The organism is Paenibacillus sp. GCM10027629 (genome assembly GCF_042676425.1).
GTDB lineage: Bacteria > Bacillota > Bacilli > Paenibacillales > Paenibacillaceae > Paenibacillus_K > Paenibacillus_K terrigena.
Genome location: NZ_JBHTGZ010000009.1, coordinates 2,057,681 through 2,073,117, shown reverse-complemented (window position 1 = coordinate 2,073,117; position 15,437 = coordinate 2,057,681). Strand labels below are relative to the sequence as shown.

Genomic DNA, 15,437 nt, shown 5'->3' with positions numbered 1-15,437 from the left:
GGGTAACGACATGAAAGGAAGAAAGTTCAGTCTACTACTGCTCGTACTTACACTAATGGTTTCGTTATTTGCAGGCTGCAGCGGAGGAGACAATACGGCCGCGGAGAAGGGCAAAGATACAGCGAAAGGGACGACCGATACGGCATCGGATAATGCGACAAAGGAAGGCTTCCCGATCGTCAAAGACAAAATCACGATCAAGGGATTCGGCTCTAAGCTATACGATTTTGCTGATTGGAATACGTTAAAGCTGTGGCAGGAATACGAGAAGATGACGAATATCCATATTGACTGGACTGTTGCATCGCAATCGAACTTGAAGGAGAAGCGCAATATCGTGCTGGGCGGCGGTGATTTGCCTGATATGTTCTTCGCCGCAGCAATTCCGCGTGCGGATTTGATTAAATATGGGCAAGAAGGCGCGTTCCTGAAGCTGAACGATTACATTGACCAGTATGCGCCGAACTTTAAGGCCATTATGGAGAAATATCCGCTTGTGCGAAAAGCAATTACGATGCCGGATGGCAGCATCTATGGGATGCCGACGATTTACGATCCGGAATTTAAGTCACTGTTCTACGGCACGCCGTGGATGAAGAAGGAATGGCTTGACAATCTCGGCTTACAGGAGCCGACAACGCTTGACGATTTCTATAATGTATTGAAAGCGATCAAGGAGAAAGATCCGAACAAGAACGGCAAAGCTGATGAAATCGGTTGGGGCAGTGGATATGGCGCAGACGGACTCATCAGTTTCCTAAAGGGCTCGTTCGGCCTTGGGACCCACGGTTCTACACATCCTTATGTGGATACGGATCCAAGCAGCGGCAGCTTGCGCTTTATTCCGACGGATACGCGTTACAAGGAATTGCTCGAATATGCGCACAAGCTCTATAAAGACGGATTGCTCGACAGCGAGTTGTTCACGTTGAACGGTAAAGATACGGAATTTACGTCCAAAGCTTCGACCGGCGTGTACGCGTTCCTTGATAGTGTAGATCCATCTGCGGTATTTAACCAAGAGGGGTACATTGGTTCACCGGTGCTCGAAGGTCCGCATGGCGACAGGATCAATACGATGCTTGGTTCTCCAGTAGGCGGCCTTGGCATGTTCGTATTGACGGCTAACAACAAAAATCCAGCTGAAATGGTCAGATGGATGGACTACTTCTATAGTGATGAAGGGGCCAAGATGTTCTTCCTCGGTTGGAAAGACTTGACGTACAAAGAAATGCCGAACGGCGAATTCGAATATACGGATGAAATCACAAAAAATCCGAAAGGCCTGACCCTTGATCAAGCGATCAGCCAATACTTGATGTGGCCGGGCGGTTATTATCCGGGCATCGTGAAGCAGAAATTTTTCAAAGGTGCGGAAGGGCGTCCAACCTCAGTCGACAATGCGAAGAAAGCTGAGCCGTTCACGATCAAAATTGACGACGTGTGGCCATCGTTCAACTATACGGCTGAAGAGACCGAAGAGCTGACGACGATTGCTAATGACATTACGACGTATGTAGGTGAAATGCGAGATAAATTCATTATCGGCGACGAATCATTCGACAAGTGGGATGAATACGTTTCGACGATCCAAAAAATGAACCTGGATCGCTACATGGAAATTTATAAACAAGCGTATGACCGTTATATGAGCGAAAAATAGAAAAAGAACGGAAACGGAAGCGGGAGGTTATAGAATGGGAATCGAAGTGGCTCAAAAAAACGCAGCAAGATTGAAAGATGATTTAGATCTGATCTACCGGGATATCGAATCGCTTCCTGTGTTCGTCAAGAGCGGCGGGGTCGCCGCGATCAGCAACGAGGCATTCTCTGTACTCGTCGCGCCGGAGTCAAGCCCAATCATCGCAGCGTCACGATACGGTCAAGGCCGTGTCGTGACGCTCGGCAACGAGTCCTATTTTGATCTTGCTGGATCCGATGCGGTATGTAGTACACTTGCTCGTAATCTATTACTATGGCTGACAGCGGATTCCGGTGTTTATCGTGATGCGCTGGAAGGCAGAGGAGTCTTGATGCTCGCAACGGCTAAGGATACACTTGAGGTCGATGCGGCTCTTCCGATCGGAACAATGCCAATCGATGATTGGTCATTAGCTGATCTCGATCCGTCGCTGTATCCTGCTGCCTATGTGGATGCTTCCATCAAGGAGATAGATGTTCCTGTCCTTACGGCGTATGTACAACGTGGCGGAGCACTAATCGTTGCGCAGAAAGGTTGGCAGCTGTGTGCTTCTCCAGCGGAAGCATTCAGCACACGCGCTGTTGGTCGGCCTAAGCAGCTTGGCGGCTTCCCACTGCAGAAGATGCTGTACGGATTTGGGCTGCTGCTGCTCGACAGCGTCGCGCAGTGGTACGTACGCCCCACGGATAAGCTGCCGAGGCTAAGCGGTGATCAAGCGATCCATAGTCATGCGATGCAGCTGTGGGAGCAGATGGCGGCGATTGAGAGCGGCGTGCTGTCGTTCGAGCAGCTCGAGATTGGCAAGCCGGACGCCAGTGTCGAAGACAAGGTGCGAGTCATGACCGCGATTGTCGATGGTATCGTTCGCGCACTTCCAGATGATGCGCCGCTGCTAAGAACCATTCAAGAGGAAGCAGCGGTCATCGAGCCGGTCGCGCTGCCGCTGGATCGAGCGAAGCTGCCCTATACAGCGACGATCTTGTCTTATGCGTTCCATAACGTTACGCTGAATCCAGACAATGAGAAATCACCGTATGCAGCCGTGTTCCCGCGGGAAGTCCGTGATGATGCGACCATCGTGAACGATCAAGTCAGAGAGGTCAATTTCGACTACTTGGATTTAAGCTATATGCGCATGCTGAGCGCGCCAGAGAATTGGCACAGCACCGGCCTATACGCACCGGCTGGCAGCATAATAAGCATCGTCGTTCCAGAAGATGCGGGCCACCTGCAACTTGACGCGCAAATCGGCATCCATACCGACAATCTGTGTGATAACCCCAAATGGGACCGCGCTCCGATCGTTGCGTTGAAGGAAAGGCTTCATCCGGGCGTTAATCGATTGAATAGCCCGTATGGAGGGCTTATTTATCTCATTCCAAGGAAATCTCAGGCGGGTGTTAAATTAAGCGTTACGATTCATGGTGCCGTGCGCGCCCCGTATTTCGTACTGGGTCAGACGACCGATCAGGAATGGAATGATTCGATCAAGCATTATCCTGCGCCTTGGGCCGAGCTGCAGGGGAAACGGATCATCGTAACCGTCCCGGCTGCTGATGCACTGACGCTTACGCATCCAGAGCAATTGATGGCCAAGTGGGATGAAATCGCCGAACGTTACGATCAGCTGGTTGGTGTTGCGCAAGATCGGGACATTCCGCACCGAAGCCCGGATAATCCGCAGCGGCTCGTGGCGGACATTCAGATTAGTGCCGGTTGGATGCATTCCGGTTATCCCATTATGTTCTTCGAGGGTGTTACTTCCAAGGAAGCGGTAGACGTGAATGTCATTCAGACGAATGCATGGGGCTTCTGGCATGAGCTTGGTCATAACTACCAGCAAATTCCGTGGTTCTGGGAGCCAATCGTCGAAGTATCCGTTAACCTGCATTCGCTGCACATTCAGCTTGCATATGGCAATCAATCCAGACTGTTCGAGCTGGATAAGAACGGAAAGACATATTACGATAAAGCGATCGAGTTTGTGAACAGCGATTATGCCGGTAAAAATTTTGAGCATACGGGCTATTTTGAACGGCTCGTCATGATCAAGCAGCTGCAAATGGCCTTTGGTTGGCAGTTCTACACGAACCTACATATTGCTTATCGCGAGCTGCCTAGGGTGCAGGTATCGATGGACGAAGATGAGGATGAGCAGCAGAAGATCGATCTGTTTGTGTTAATGGCTTCCAAAGTAAGCCGCTGCAATCTTGTGGAGTTCTTCGATCGTTGGGGATTCCCGATGACAGAGGAGGCGAGACAGAAAGTCGCGGCGCTCCACTTGAATCCGCCTGCTTCTCCGATTTGGACGTTGACCGAGCAAGCATAGGATTGGAATCCTTGGAGGGAAGATCGGTATAGCAGATCCTGAACTACAACGGCAGATGTGAATAGATACGTGGATAGCGTTTTGTAACCTAGCGTGTAAAAGTGGTCCCGCCAAGACTTGTGCTTGGCGGGATTATTGATATGAGAGGCGTCAGAGGGAGAGTAATCGTTGCTTGCTGCGAATCCTCGAACAGCTTTGGCGCGTCATTTCTAACGAATCGTAGCAGCCTTATTTGTGAGAAAAAGCGCTTAAATTCGGGCTAACGAACTCTAGTGACGCTATTGAACTCTTTTTGAGGGAAAATGCATTGGATGGAATAGGCATTCTTGAGTTCGTTAGCCGCTTCCGCACGCAGCTCAATTTACCATTGGACGCCACCGTAACCCCAAAAAAGTAAATTTTTCAATCAAAATAAAGAAATTTTCAATCATTTGTAAGTTTAAAATGAAAGCGAATTCAATTACAATAAGAGGGAGATGATGTCAGAGGCTCGTAGGAGTAACTTTTTATAGGAATGGAGAGATGACAGGATGCATCGTGAGATCGTTCAAATTATTTCCCATAATGCTGTTATTGTGAAAGGTTCGAGCAACACGCAATTCATCGCATTCGGTAAAGGGATTGGATTTAAGAAAAAAGAAGGCATGATGATCCAGCAAGCGGATATTATCCAAGAGTATATGATGCAGCCGATTTCCGGTACAAAATCGATGTAATCATTCGTAAAAAGACTGAAGCCAGCTACCTTGGGTTTAGTCTTTTTTTTTGTTGGATTTTGGAAGAAGAGACGATTCAAGGGACTTGAATTAGGTATACCAAATTGATTAGAATAGAATAAAAGGTATATTCTTTTAAATTATTTGATATTCATATGTAATCATGGGTGAGGGAGTGGATTGAAATGAAGAATCCGTTTTCGTTAGACGAGAGTCAAATTCAGAACATCGAACAAAAGTTTGAGATCAAAAAGAAATTGGCGCAAGCGAAAGAAAAGGAACTTTTTGATGTTTTAGAGCAGCCAATGAGTGAGGAAGAACGGTTCGCGCTTAAGTTTTTATATGCTTATATGCCATTAAATGATTTGGCGGATTATGATGGAGAGCTCTTCTTGAGCCATGTACGAACTTCCATTGAAATTCGGAATAAGGTACCTTGGGGGAATCAAATTTCGGATCACCTGTTCCTTCACTTTGTACTACCGTATCGAGTCAACAATGAGAATATTGAAGATTGCCGCGGTTGGTTCTTCGATCAAATCTTTGATCGCGTGAAAAACTTATCGATGGAACAAGCGATTCTGGAGATTAACCATTGGTGTCATGAAAAGGCGACGTATATCGGAAATGACCCAAGAACCGTATCGCCACTTACCTTGGTTCGCACGACACTCGGTAGATGTGGGGAACAGTCCACGCTCGCAGTGGCAGCGCTTCGCAGTTTAGGCATTCCGGCACGTCAATGTTATACACCGCGCTGGGCACATTGTGATTCTAACCATGCATGGGTCGAAGCTTATGCGGACGGAACATGGTATTTCCTAGGGGCATGCGAGCCTGAAGCAAGACTGAATGAAGGATGGTTCCGTGCGCCTGCACTGCGTGCGATGCTGGTGAACACACGTGTTCCAGCGAACTACCCAGGTCCAGAGGAAGCGACTTTATCCGAGATGTGGTACACCGAAATCAATGTTCTCCCGACATATGCGGAGAGCAAGAAAGTTACGATTACGGTGAAGGATGAGCAAGGGGCAGCCGTTCAAGGCGCGAAGGTTCAATTCCAACTCTATAACACGGCAGAATTCTTCCCAATCGCGACAATTACGACTGATGAGCAGGGACAGGCGTCACTTACAACAGGGTATGGGGATTTGTGGATTCATGCAGTGAACGGCAATCGATGGGGAACGAAGAAGCTTCGTGTCGTGGATGCGAGTGAGATGGAAATCTGTATCGTGGAGCAGTCTCCTGAGAGCGGTTTCTTGGAGTTCGATATGGTGCCTCCGATTGAACAACCGGACTCAGCCAATACGGGGATTACCGAAGAAGAGAAGCAAGAAAATACGCGTCGGGTGCAAGAGGGTGCCGCCATTCGTGCTTCCTATGAGCATACTTTTGTGAACCAGGAGCAGGCAGAATTACTCGCAGTAGAGCTTGATTTACCGTCTGCAAGGGTCTGGGAAATGCTGAGCAGAGCGCGCGGGAACAGCCATGAAATTGCAGCATATTTGAAGGAGTTTACACCACAATTCGGCGAATGGGCCCTTAAGCTGCTCGAGAGTCTGAATGTCAAAGATTTAACGGATACGTTCCGTAATGCTCTGGAAGATCACTTGGTGAATGCATCCACATTCGCTTCTGCGCATGAGGATGAGACGTTTATGCGGTACATTCTGTGTCCGCGAATCAACACGGAGATGATTGTGCCATTCAGAGCATTCTTCCTATCGCAATTTACAGCGGAGGAGCAGGAGCAATTCCGTCAGAAGCCGGTTGCACTTGCACAGTGGATTGCAGATCATGTGGAAGTACTTGAGAACTATAATTACTACCAAGGATCTGCGACACCGCGTGGCAGCTTTGAACTGCGTAAAGCTGATCGTCTGTCTGTCTATCTATTATTCGTTGCAATGGCGCGCAGCTTCGGTATTCCTGCGAGACTTGATCCAAGTGAGCGGTTGCCTCAATTTATGGAGGCGGGTGTATGGAAAGAAGTGACTTCGATTCTCGTAGGTGACATGGATCCGGTCGAAGCGCTCAGTGAGAACGACGGAGGATACATTAAGCTGCATCAAGGTGAAGGCACAACGATGGAGTATTTCCGCAACTTCTCGATTGCTAGATTTGATAACGGTGTCTATAAGACGCTGCAATATCCTTACGGCAAAACGGATTGGAACGGCGAAACGCTAGAGGTGAAATCCGGGTCTTACCGCCTGACAACGGGTACACGGTTAAGCAGTGGTACTGTGCTCATTCGGATGCATATGTTTACGGTTGAGCTAGGCCAGACGATCGAGATTACGCCTGTCTTCCGTGAAGAAACCGTCGAGCTTCCTGTACTCGGTGAAATAGATCCGCAATTGTCACTTAGCTTCCTCTCAGGAGCTACAAGTGCAGCGAAATCGCTGGCAAAAGATGGTGGCATGCTGCTCGCATGGATCGAGCCGGATCGGGAACCGTCGAAGCATCTTATTCGTGAGTTGCGCGAGCTTACCGCAGAATTCGAAGCATGGGGCGGCCCGATTAGTCTTGTCATTAGTGAGAATAACCGGACAGCAGCGTTTGATCCAAGCGCGTATGCAGATCTTCCAACCAAGACACAATTCGCAATCGATGCGAATGATGCTGGTTTGATTCAGGTGACGGGAGATGCCGAAGCCGCACAGACGCAAAGTCTGCCGCTTGTATTCGTCATTGACCAAGAGGGACAGATCCGTTACAAATCTGCTGGATATAAATTAGGTATTGGTAGAGAGGCGCTGCAAGTGATTAAGGGCGTAAGTGCAAGCGTTGTGGGGTAGTATCGCGGTCGCTCTGCACTGAAATGACTTCGATAGAGGTTTTATCACTTCATTTAAGTGTGATAAAATGGTTATATTTGTAGATGGACGACTGGACGTGATGATTTTGGAATCGGAAAATAAACCACTCTATATGCGAATTTTGGGCGATTTGCAAGAGAAAATTCGAACGGGACAATACGTGCCGGAGCAGCAGCTTCCCACCGAAGTGGACCTTGCGGAGCAATACGGCGTAAGTCGGATTACGTCCAAACGTGCCTTGATCGAATTAGAGCGGGAAGGCTTGATTTACCGTAAACGCGGCAGCGGGAGCTATGTGAAGCAACCGGATGACACGAATCTATCGGGTGAGATCGGCAGTCCTGTTGCACATCGCATTATTTCGATGGTCCTGCCCTACATGGCGACGAGTGAGCTCGATTACATCAAGGGAGCGCATGATTATCTGGATTCCAAAGGATATTTTCTTACGATTCACAACAGCAATTGGAAGAAAGATAAGGAACGTGAAATTATAACGAAAATCCCGAAGAGCGGCCCAAGCGGGATCATTCTCTATCCGATCAGCACGATTAGTAATATCGACGTGGTGCATGCGATCTATTCGAACGATTTTCCGATTGTGACGATTGACCAATATTTCGACAGTCTGCCGATCAGCAACGTTGTGTCGGATAACTTCGAGGGCGGATACCAGACGGCGAAACGGTTGATCGAGCTGGGTCATGAGCGCATAGCTTTCGTCTCAAGCGTCAGTGTCGAATACCGAAGTTCGGTAAGGGATCGATACTTGGGTTATTGCAGAGCGCTGAAAGACCATCGTATTGTCATTGATACGGAGCTATTGGTAACGGATTTTTATATGGAAATGTATTCGCCGCATGCGAATGAATTCTATAACACGCTGATCGATCGACTGCTGGATTTGGATGTGACCGCGATTCAGGCGGAGCATGACCATCTTGCGGTGGATCTGGTCAAGAGCTGTCTAGAGAAGGGCATTCAAGTGCCGGAACAGCTCGCCATTGCAGGGTTCGACGATCATGATATATCTCGGCAAGCCGAAGTGCCTGTAAGTTCCGTTGCCCAGAACTATTATGCGATAGGCTACGAGGCCGCACGGATGATTGTTCAGCGTATTGAACAGCCTGAACTAGAACCTCAACAGGTGAAAGTGCCTATTCGCTTGGTTGAGCGTGAATCGACAGGGCAGCCTTCGAGTTTATCGGTGTAATGGATTGATATAGGTGTTAAAGACCAAGGTAAGCCTTCTCCAAGGTGCGATTCGCATCAAGGAGAAGGCTTATTTTATGCGTAATTAACGAAATTAAATATACTTAATATTTATTTTATTGAAAAAGATATATCTAATGTATTTACAAAATTTTCTCTTCTCCGTATAATACAGATTATGGAACATAGTTGATATAACCAAGTTGTTCCATTTTCTTTAACTGGATATGTAAGCGTTTTTATTAAGGGCGCTAATTATCGGTTAGGGTGGAAGTCCAAATTTATCAGATCGTGGGGGATTCAGATGAAAGCGCTTAAATTTGCTTCGTACTTCTTAACACTCATGTTGATCGTGAGTGCGATCGGCTGCTCCAAGGGCACCGACACGAAACCGGCTGCAGAGCCAGCGGCACAGCAGGAAGACACAACGAAGACCGAGCCTGCGAAAGAAGAACCAGCTGCAACAGAGAAGAAATTCGATTTGAATGGTCAGACCGTGAAGATTGGTGTGTGGTGGGACGATGCTGATCCTCGCACGATGAAAGAAAAAGGCCCTGCAGAAGAAGCACAGATCAAACTGATCGAAGAAGCAGAGAAGAAGTATAACGCAAAGATCGAATTTGTGAAATTCGGCGACTATGGTAAATACGTGGAAAACTTCACGGTGACTTCCCTATCTGGTGAACCGTTCGCGGATATCGTGAGATTGGAATTGTTCTGGGCATTCCCTCAGCTAGTAAACAAAGAATTCATTCAGCCGCTTGATGAGTGGATCGATGTGAAGGATGCGAAGTATATCGATTGGATGAGAGTGGGCGGCAGCTACAAAGGTAAGCAATACGGCATCGTCGATTCCGCGCCATCCCCATACGGTATTTTCTACAATAAGACACTTGTTCAGAAGCTTGGTCTAGAAGATCCATATGAGCTTCAACAAAAAGGTGAATGGACTTGGGATAAGTTCCGTGAGTTCGCGAAGAAAGCAACCCAAGATACGAACGGCGATGGCAAAACAGATGTATGGGGTCTATCCGGTGCTTACGGCAAGCTTAAAGCTTTCACAGAGCAAGTGGTATATACCAATAAAGGTTCTGTAGACAAGGATGAGAATGGCGAAATCAAGTTCTCTTTGAATGGTCCTAACGCAGTTGAAGCATTGCAATACGTATCGGATCTGTTCAATGTCGACAAATCGATTCAACAACCGATTCCAGACGATGCAAGCAAAGAGTTCATTGCAGGTAAAGGCGTTATGTATTCCGGCTTCAGCTGGGAGCTTGGCGGATTCGTTGAGAACATGAAAGGTCAAGATTTAGGCTACGTGTTCTTCCCGAAAGGTCCGAAAGCAGATAAATATGTATCTTACACACCGTTCGGTAACATGTGGATGGTATCGAAATATTCCAAGAATGCAGAAGCAGCACTTCATATCATTGACGAAATTAGCTTGAACGAAGCGGGAAGAAAGCTGTCTGAAGAATCCTGGCAGACTTCTTATCCGAACAAAGAGTCGATGGATACGCGTAAGCAAATGGCAGGTAACATTGACTACATTTCCTACTATGCGATTCCAGACGGCGAGAAATTGTTCGAAGGCGTTGTGAAGGAGATTACCGAAGGTAAAGTATCTCCAGCAACAGCAATTGATAAAGCGAAACCACAATTCGAAGCGAACATCAAGAAATTGTTGGATTCAAGCAAATAACAACAAACTTTAAAGACCTCTAAATTAAATTCCGCTCTTGATATGATCCCCTAATCCTGTCCCAGCTCGCTGGTTCTACGGTGATTAGGGGAATTGCTTAAGAGGAGGGGGAAAATAAACGTATGCGTCGATCTCGCAAGAAAACAGTATTCATCCTTGTAACTTGTATAGCTATAGCATGCACACCTCTTTGGTGGGTAGGCGGGGAGGCTCAGCAAGTCGCATCTGCGGAAGGCAGCGGTGGCCTGGATAAGGCGCTGTTATCAACCTTAACCGGAACGAGCAAGAAAGGCAGCTATCGAGAATACGCAGCATCGTACAAACAGGCGAATCGCCCAAGTGAAGATATTGTCATTGAAGCGGATTCCTTTCTCCGTTCGCCAAATATGAATGTGACCGTATTTGATCACTATGAAGGAACGACGGGGAAGTCTGTGCTTACCTCGGATTCGGGTTCCATCGAATGGAAGTTCTCCGTCCCACAAGACGGCTTATACAACATTGGGTTGAACTACTTCACGGTTAAAGGCAAAGATTCAGATATTGAGCGGGAGCTGCGAATTGACGGAAAAATTCCTTTTGCCGAAGCGAATAGTATCACGTTCCAGCGGATCTGGAAGGATGAGAGCACGACGTTTGAGCGCGACGAGCGCGATAATGATCTGCTGCCGTCACAAATCGAAGTTCCGATGTGGCAAGACATGCTGTTGAGAGATGCGACAGGTTATGTGGAGGAACCGTATCTGTTCTATTTCACAAAAGGGGAACACGCCCTGTCCTTGACTTCGGTGAAGGAGCCGCTTGTCATTCGATCGATTAAGCTGACAAATCCGCAAACAACGCCGTCTTATGAGACGATCGCGAGAACATATAAAGAGCGTGGTTACAAGCCAGCACAGCAAGAAATGAAAATTCAAGCTGAGCATGCATCTTACAAATCTTCGCCTACACTCCTCGCATACAATGATCATTCAAGTCCGGCGGTCGAGCCGTTCCATGTGTCCAAGCTTCGTAATAATGCGATGGGCGGTTGGGGTTGGCGGCTGCCAGGTCAATGGATCGAGTGGGAGATCGATGTTCCCGAGGATGGATTATATCAAATTGCGCTGAAAAATCATCAGAACTACCTACGTGGCTTGGCTGCACTGCGAACCTTGTACATTGATGGACAAGTGCCGTTCGAAGAAGTTCGCCATGTCCCATTCCCTTATAACACGGATTGGCAGATGACTGTGCTCGGCAAGGATGCCGAGAATCCGTATGAATTCTACCTGACTAAAGGGAAGCATAGCATTCGGTTTGAAGTTACTTTAGGCGATTTGGCGCCCATCTTGACGGCGGTCGAGTCCAGCATTCTAGAACTGAACGCGATGTACCGCAAGATTATCAGCTTCACGGGTACGGTACCGGATACGTTCCGTGATTACCAGTTGGAGCAGCGGATTCCTGATATGGTCGAAGGCTTCAAGAAACAGAGCGAGCTATTGATTCGCGTTGCGAAGGCGCTAACCGGACCGGATGGCAAGAATGATGACCGGACGGCGATGCTCAATACGCTGGCTTATCAGCTGCAAGATATGGCAGATCGCCCTGAGACGGTTCCGAGCCGTGTCGATCAGTTCAAGACGAATGTCGGCTCATTGGGTGCATGGCTCTTATCTGTCAATGAACAGCCGTTAGCGATTGATTATTTGATGGTCAGTGCACCGAAGGCGAAACTGCCGAACCCGACAGCATCGACATGGTTGTCGCTGAAGTCAAGCACGATGGCGTTTGTCGCTTCATTCTTCGAGAACTATGACGACTTCTCGGAAGACAAGAGTGATAAGTCGGTTACCGTGTGGATTACCTCGGCGCGAGATCAAGCGCAGACGGTGAAGAAGCTCATCGATGATACGTTTACACCGAAGACAGGAATTCCGATCAATATCAAGCTCGTCTCAGCCGATATTTTACTGCCGTCCACAGTGGCAGGCGAAGGCCCTGATGTGGCGCTTCAAGTCGGCAATGAGCTGCCTGTGAACTATGCGACGCGGAATGCGATGCAGGATCTATCCGTCTTCCCGGATTTCGAACAAGTCAAATCCAGGTTCAATCCGAGCGCGATGGTCCCCGTATCGTATAACGGCGGGTATTATGCGCTGCCTGAGACGCAGACCTTCCCGGTTCTATTCTATCGGAAAGATATCTTGGAAGATGAGCTGCACCTGAAAGTACCGCAGTCATGGGATGATGTCTATGAAATGCTGCCTGTGCTCCAGAAGCATAATTTGGAATTCGGACTGCCCCAGAGAGGGCTGAACACGTTCGGAAATGATGCGGGAACGACAGACATTATTACAATCGGACCGAATCCGGCGCTCACCATGTTCCTCTATCAGCATGATGGTGAACTCTATCGAGATAACGGGATGCGCAGTGGACTCGATTCCGAGACAGCGGTTCAGCAGTTCAAGAAATGGACCGATTTCTATGTGAATTACAAGATTCCAATTCAAGCAGATTTCGCGAACCGATTCCGTACGGGCGAAATGCCGATTGGGGTTATCGATTATACGATGTACAACAAATTATCCGTCTTTGCACCGGAGATCAAAGGACTGTGGGCATTCGCACCCGTCCCGGGAACCAAGACTGCTGACGGGAAGATCCGACGTGAAACGGGCAGCGGCGGTTCCGCGACCGTGATGTTCAAGAAGACGAAGAATAAAGATGCCGCTTGGGAATTCATGAAATGGTGGACGAGTAAAGAAACGCAAATCGCCTTCGGACGACAAATGGAAATTCGTATGGGTGCTTCTGCACGATACCCAACGGCGAACCAAGAAGCGCTGTCTGCATTGCCTTGGCCGACCAAAGATTTCAGTATCCTCAAAGAGCAAATGAGCTGGGTTCGAGGTGTACCAGAGGTTCCAGGCGGTTACTTGACAGGTCGTAACATTGAGAATGCGTTCCGCCGTGTTGTTGTGCAAGGGGACGATGCGCGCGAGTCACTCGAATACTACGTTCGATACATTAATGAAGAAATTACGCTCAAGCGTCAAGAATTCAATCTTCCTACTGAGAAATGAGGGGGTCAACCTGAAGCAGACCGTCATGAATCCGAATCCGATCGGGCCTCCTGAGACAGGAAGTCCTAGCAGAGTGGCAGCTCTTCGAGCGTTACCCGCTAGAATCGGTCGATTATTCCGCGAAATGAAAAAGAATAAGCACGCTTACGCACTCATTGCCCCTTACTTTTTAATTTTCGGCACTTTTACCGTATTTCCGGTATTGATGTCGCTAGCGCTTAGCTTTACGAGCTTCAATATGCTGGAGCCCCCGAAATGGGTTGGATGGCATAACTATGCGAGATTGTTCGTCCAAGATGATATTTTCCTCATTGCGCTCAAGAATACATTGCTATTCGCCCTAATTACGGGACCGATCAGCTACATGGCTTGTTTCTTGTTCGCTTGGCTGATTAACGAGTTGCCACCAAAGCCGCGGGCACTACTAACGCTGATCTTATACGCTCCATCGATCTCGGGGAATACGTACTTGATCTGGCAGACGTTGTTCGCGAGTGACTCTTACGGATACGCGAACTCCTTCTTAATGAAGTGGGGCGTCATTATGGAGCCGATTCAATGGCTGCAGGATCCGCGATTTATGCTCGGTATTCTTATCCTTGTTCAGCTCTGGCTAAGTCTTGGTACGTCCTTCCTGGCGTTCATCGCAGGATTACAGAACGTTGACCGCACGCTATATGAAGCGGGAGCGATTGACGGTATTCGTAACCGGTGGCAGGAACTTTGGTTCATCACGCTGCCAGCGATGCGTCCACAGTTGTTATTCGGTGCGGTTATCCAGATTACACTCGCTTTCTCCGTCGCGGAGATTTCTATCTACATGATTGGATTCCCGAGTGTCGACTATGCTGCGCATACGATTGTTACGCATTTGGTTGACTATGGTTCGATTCGGTTCGAAATGGGTTATGCATCCGCAATCGCAACAGTCTTGTTCACCATGATGCTCTGTACGAATCTCCTGACACGGAAGCTGCTGGGAAAAGTGGGTGAATAATCAGATGAATATGAAATTGAAAATGACAAAGCGACTGAATCGTTCGTGGGCTGTCGATATTATGCTCTTCCTACTGCTCGGCGGCGTGGCATTCTTCATGGCGATTCCACTCATTTTTACCATTAGTAATGCGTTCAAACCGATCGATGAGATTTTCGTGTTTCCGCCAAAAATGCTCGTGCGTCATCCGACGCTGAAGAACTTTACGGATCTGGTCAATATTTTCTCGGACTCATGGGTGCCGTTCTCACGTTACGTCTTTAATACGTTCTTTATTGCGATTACGGGTACAGTTGGTCACGTTATTATTGCTTCCGCTGCAGCGTATCCGCTCGCGAAGATCCGTTTTCCTGGGCGTAACTTCTTGTTCAGTCTCGTCGTGATGTCCCTGATGTTCACGGCTTATGTGACGCAGGTGCCGAACTATATGACGATCTCTTGGCTCAACTTGATTAACACCTATTGGGCGATTCTACTGCCATCCTTCGGGATGACACTTGGGCTGTATCTGATGAAGCAATTCATGGAACAAATCCCGGATGCGCTGCTCGAGGCAGCGAAAATCGATGGCGCGAGTGAATATCGGGTTTTCTGGACCATTGTGATGCCGATCGTCAAGCCTGCTTGGCTGACATTAATTATTTTCTCCTTGCAGAGCTTATGGACGAATGGCTCGGTGACCAGCCACAAGTACATTTATAGCGAACAGCTGAAGACCGTTGATTATGTGTTCGGACAAATTGCAAGCGGAGGTCTGGTACGCACAGGGCCGGTAGCCGCCGTTACCCTGCTGATGATGTCCGTACCGATCATCGTGTTTATCGTGACACAGAGTAACATTATGCAGACGATGTCCACATCCGGTCTGAAAGAGTAGATA

At 48.1% G+C, this 15,437-nt stretch carries 9 protein-coding genes; all 9 read left to right on the top strand.

The features are described from left to right. The first annotated feature begins 10 nt into the window (after positions 1-10). Entirely contained in the window at positions 11-1,663 is a 1,653-nt protein-coding gene (locus ACFQZR_RS19130) for a type 2 periplasmic-binding domain-containing protein (RefSeq protein WP_379348646.1), read from the top strand. Positions 1,664-1,697: 34 nt separating this feature from the next. After that, a complete protein-coding gene (locus ACFQZR_RS19125) occupies positions 1,698-4,031 on the top strand; it encodes a M60 family metallopeptidase (protein WP_379348644.1) in 2,334 nt (777 codons plus the stop codon). Between the two features lie 530 nt (positions 4,032-4,561). Continuing rightward, on the top strand, positions 4,562-4,747 hold the full coding sequence (locus ACFQZR_RS19120) for a CAT RNA binding domain-containing protein (RefSeq protein ID WP_018754979.1): 186 nt from the start codon (positions 4,562-4,564) through the stop codon (positions 4,745-4,747). Between the two features lie 185 nt (positions 4,748-4,932). Next, positions 4,933-7,551, top strand: coding sequence for a transglutaminase domain-containing protein (locus ACFQZR_RS19115; protein ID WP_379348641.1), 2,619 nt, complete (start codon positions 4,933-4,935; stop codon positions 7,549-7,551). A 100-nt stretch (positions 7,552-7,651) separates the two neighbouring features. Continuing rightward, positions 7,652-8,785: a GntR family transcriptional regulator gene (locus tag ACFQZR_RS19110; protein ID WP_379348931.1), complete on the top strand. Its 1,134-nt coding sequence runs from the start codon at positions 7,652-7,654 to the stop codon at positions 8,783-8,785. A 303-nt stretch (positions 8,786-9,088) separates the two neighbouring features. Then, positions 9,089-10,489 (top strand): ABC transporter substrate-binding protein, encoded by a 1,401-nt coding sequence (locus ACFQZR_RS19105; protein WP_379348639.1) that lies wholly within the window; start codon positions 9,089-9,091, stop codon positions 10,487-10,489. Positions 10,490-10,611: 122 nt separating this feature from the next. After that, positions 10,612-13,560 (top strand): extracellular solute-binding protein, encoded by a 2,949-nt coding sequence (locus ACFQZR_RS19100; protein ID WP_379348637.1) that lies wholly within the window; start codon positions 10,612-10,614, stop codon positions 13,558-13,560. Positions 13,561-13,684: 124 nt separating this feature from the next. Beyond that, positions 13,685-14,557 carry a carbohydrate ABC transporter permease gene (locus ACFQZR_RS19095; protein WP_379348929.1) on the top strand — a complete coding sequence of 291 codons (873 nt, stop codon included), beginning with the start codon at positions 13,685-13,687 and terminating at the stop codon, positions 14,555-14,557. A 4-nt stretch (positions 14,558-14,561) separates the two neighbouring features. Next, positions 14,562-15,434: a carbohydrate ABC transporter permease gene (locus ACFQZR_RS19090; protein WP_379348635.1), complete on the top strand. Its 873-nt coding sequence runs from the start codon at positions 14,562-14,564 to the stop codon at positions 15,432-15,434. Positions 15,435-15,437: the final 3 nt, after the last annotated feature.

Bases quoted from the DNA above. Each gene is read 5' to 3' on its own strand.
- ACFQZR_RS19105 (WP_379348639.1), top strand. From the start codon at position 9,089: ATGAAAGCGCTTAAATTTGCTTCGTACTTCTTAACACTCATGTTGATC.
- ACFQZR_RS19090 (WP_379348635.1), top strand. From the start codon at position 14,562: ATGAATATGAAATTGAAAATGACAAAGCGACTGAATCGTTCGTGGGCT.
- ACFQZR_RS19095 (WP_379348929.1), top strand. From the start codon at position 13,685: ATGAAAAAGAATAAGCACGCTTACGCACTCATTGCCCCTTACTTTTTA.
- ACFQZR_RS19100 (WP_379348637.1), top strand. From the start codon at position 10,612: ATGCGTCGATCTCGCAAGAAAACAGTATTCATCCTTGTAACTTGTATA.
- ACFQZR_RS19125 (WP_379348644.1), top strand. From the start codon at position 1,698: ATGGGAATCGAAGTGGCTCAAAAAAACGCAGCAAGATTGAAAGATGAT.
- ACFQZR_RS19120 (WP_018754979.1), top strand. From the start codon at position 4,562: ATGCATCGTGAGATCGTTCAAATTATTTCCCATAATGCTGTTATTGTG.
- ACFQZR_RS19130 (WP_379348646.1), top strand. From the start codon at position 11: ATGAAAGGAAGAAAGTTCAGTCTACTACTGCTCGTACTTACACTAATG.
- ACFQZR_RS19110 (WP_379348931.1), top strand. From the start codon at position 7,652: ATGATTTTGGAATCGGAAAATAAACCACTCTATATGCGAATTTTGGGC.
- ACFQZR_RS19115 (WP_379348641.1), top strand. From the start codon at position 4,933: ATGAAGAATCCGTTTTCGTTAGACGAGAGTCAAATTCAGAACATCGAA.